The following is a 3075-nucleotide window of genomic DNA, read 5'->3' as shown; positions in this document are numbered from 1 at the left end:
CCCCGGCGGGGCCTGGCCTTTTCGCCCTCGTCCTTAGCTTTCGTTATGCTTACCGTTACGTTATCTGCTTATCCTCCCTCCGCTCGCCGCAGACTCATGACCGAACGGAGTGAGCGAATGAGCGAGGAAGCGGAAAACCATCAGAACGTACAGTAAGCACTTTCGCGCCGGGGCCTTCATGAACAAACAACAAAAGACTGCCGTTAACATGGCTAAATTCATCCAGGATCAGTCCCTGCTTCTTCTGGACAGGCTTAATGAGCTGGATCTGGATCATGAGGCTGATTTCTGCGAGAAACTCCATGAGGATGCGGAACGCCTTTACCGAAGCCTGTCAGCGCGCCTGAATGAGCAGCAGGACGGTGCGTAATGTCTCCGTTCTAAGTATTACCGGAGTAATACCGGCATCGCCTTAATTTTCATTGTGTTAGCGCTTAACATTATTACCCCGGTAATACCCAGAATCCCTGTATTTTTTCTTTTTTATTTATTTTTCATGAAGTTGCGATGAAAATCGCAGCTGCGTTAGGTGTATGACCATTTTGAGGTTGAAAAATAATCAATCATGGCGGGTGATTTACGCAGGTTAAGGGGAGATCGTGACAAAAAAAGCGTTCCTCACTGTATCGTTCATGCCTGCATGAACGGATTATTTTTCCGGACTACAGGTAAACTACAGGAAGACTACAAAAGTTGATGACTTAATCCTGATTTTTAGTGCGATGACTACAGATAAACTACAAAATAACTACAGGATTACCTCAGATCCGTTCTCTGAACCATTCGTACATCCGACCCCCTTACCGGTTTTACACTGAGCACTGATGCTCTGAGGTCCCTTATGACGAAACAACAGAAAACAGCGCTGAACATGGCTAAATTCATCCAGAATCAGTCTCTGCTCCTGCTGGAGAAGCTTAACGAGCTTGATCTCGATGCTGAGGCCGACCTCTGTGAGAAACTCCACGATGATGCGGAGCATCTTTTCCGTACACTGTCCTCGAGACTGGATGAATTACTGGATGGTAACTGATGGCCAGAGTGTCTATTAGTGAAGCAGCACGGCTTGTTAAGGTTAGTCGCCCTACTATTTACAAGATGATTAACAGTGGTAAGTTAAGTTACACCTCTGTTGTAAAGCACGGGAAGAGTATTAAAGTTATTGATACATCAGAGCTTATTAGGGTGTTTGGTTCTCTTGATGGTGTCATCGATGATGTAAAAAGTGACGCAGAATCTACAGGTATTAACAGCGTTGGTTTACATGATTTACAACATAGAATCGCTTTACTTGAAGCTGAAAACGATGGTCTTAAAGGGGCTGTTAAGGCTCGAGATGAGCATATTGATTCCCTTCGTCAGGCTATGCAGCTTCTGGAGCACAAGCACGAACCTTCTTCACCACCCCATTCCCCGTGGTGGAAATTCTGGAAAAAATCCTGATCCCGCCATGCTTGAGTTTTCCTCTCCGGCCATCCCGGGGCGTTCCTGAACCTTCCCAAAAATCGCCAGATCCGGGAACACTCCTCACCACGAAAAATACCCACACACCACGCAAAATTAAAATTTTGCAGATAACTCCTTATTATCAGTTGGTTAGGTTTTATTAAATTACGCAGTATTACCTTCTGTAAGGTCAATCCAAGTCGTCGGTGATTCGTGTACGACTTACCGACGACTCGTCATAGAGTCATCGACGACTCACTCCACACTATCAGTAACTTATGACGACTTGACTCTAGAGTCGAATCGTCGCTTTGGCGTTTTTTTGACCGTGGTGACTCTAGAGTCAAGTCACGAGTCGAATCGCCGGTGAATCGTGTGGTGAGTCGTCCGGCGACTTGCCATAACGTGATTGCAGGCCGTCGACGAACCCGATTCCTGAACGTGCTGAAAACCGGTTTTCCGGCTGCGCCGGCAACGCTTCACGGCCACGCAATAAATTGCGTCCCCGTTCACCGTTTTCGGGTAAGAAGAACATCGGAAACAGGACTTACCCCGGCTGAATGGCGTGAATTTCCGCGCTATGCACTTGCGCGCATACTCATGCATGCCGTAAAAACAGAGCCTGCGCGTTTCTGGCGGGTTTTCGGGTGGTTTGCTGCCTGTTTTGCCGGTTTCCCGTCAGAAACGCGCTGAGGGCGCCTGAGGCGGTGCTGATAACAGATGTTATGGTAAATCGGGGGGAGGTCGACAAGTGCCTGAACTGGGTGTAGTTTTAACCCCAGAAAGCAAACGCCCCCGAAATCGTGCAATCAACTTGGCGGAAGATCACGATAACGAGGGCGCAGGACTAAATTCCTAAGAAGGATACTAGCACATGCACCCAGCAAGACAACAGCCCGCCATAAGTTCAGGCGTGAGTGACTAAGCCCCCCCTCGATCTTTTTAACGACCGTCTCCCAAACAAACCGTACTTCTCGGACGATTTGCACTTCGGCGTGCGCATCGCCGGGAAAGAGCGCGCGATCCTGGCGAAATACATCCAGTTCAACCAGCCGCACGCCATGTTCTGGCTGGGATTCGACGTCGATCGCACCGGTGCGGCCATCGACTGGAGCGACCGGAACGCGCCTGCGCCCACGCTGACCATCACCAACCCGGAAAACGGACATGCGCACCTGCTGTACGCGCTGGAAACCCCGGTACGCACCGCTCCTGACGGAAAAATGAAGCCGCTGCGCTACGCCGCCGCCGTGGAGAACGCGCTGCGTAAAAAATTAGAGGCTGACGAGGGGTATTCGGGACTAATCTGCAAAAATCCGAACCACGGCCACTGGAAAATCGCCGTGTGGCAGCCGGAACTCTACACGCTGGACTGGCTGGCCGACTCGCTCGACCTGAGTGCCGCGAACGACAAAGAAATCGTCGCCGACTATGGTTTAGGCCGTAACTGCACTCTGTTCGATAAAACCCGCAAGTGGGCATACCGGGCGATCCGCCAGGGCTGGCCGGAGTATGAGCAGTGGCTGCAAGCCTGCTATGAACGTGCCAGTGCCTACAATCTGCAATTTTCGAGCCCTCTTGATGAAAATGAGGTGAACGGTATTGCGAAAAGTATTGCTAAATGGACTC

At 50.2% G+C, this 3075-nt stretch carries 4 protein-coding genes; all 4 read left to right on the top strand.

Annotated features, from left to right (window positions below):
• The first annotated feature begins 178 nt into the window (after positions 1–178).
• Entirely contained in the window at positions 179–370 is a 192-nt protein-coding gene (locus tag M8370_RS23015) for a Rop family plasmid primer RNA-binding protein (protein WP_001041614.1), read from the top strand.
• 471 nt (positions 371–841) lie between these two features.
• The gene (locus M8370_RS23010) at positions 842–1033 is read left to right on the top strand and encodes a Rop family plasmid primer RNA-binding protein (protein ID WP_025714792.1); all 192 of its coding nucleotides are present in this window, start codon (positions 842–844) and stop codon (positions 1031–1033) included.
• Positions 1033–1443, top strand: coding sequence for a helix-turn-helix domain-containing protein (locus M8370_RS23005; RefSeq protein ID WP_025714791.1), 411 nt, complete (start codon positions 1033–1035; stop codon positions 1441–1443). Before M8370_RS23010 ends, M8370_RS23005 begins: the two co-directional genes overlap by 1 nt.
• 920 nt (positions 1444–2363) lie before the next feature.
• A partial coding sequence (locus M8370_RS23000; protein ID WP_250021832.1) for a replication initiation protein occupies positions 2364–3075 on the top strand: 712 nt, incomplete at its 3' end.

This window comes from Enterobacter cloacae complex sp. OE43NF (assembly GCF_023544405.1).
In the GTDB taxonomy this organism is placed as follows: Bacteria; Pseudomonadota; Gammaproteobacteria; order Enterobacterales; family Enterobacteriaceae; genus Enterobacter; species Enterobacter cloacae.
The sequence above is the reverse complement of the archived record's forward strand: the minus strand, read 5'-3'. Positions and strand labels throughout refer to the sequence as shown.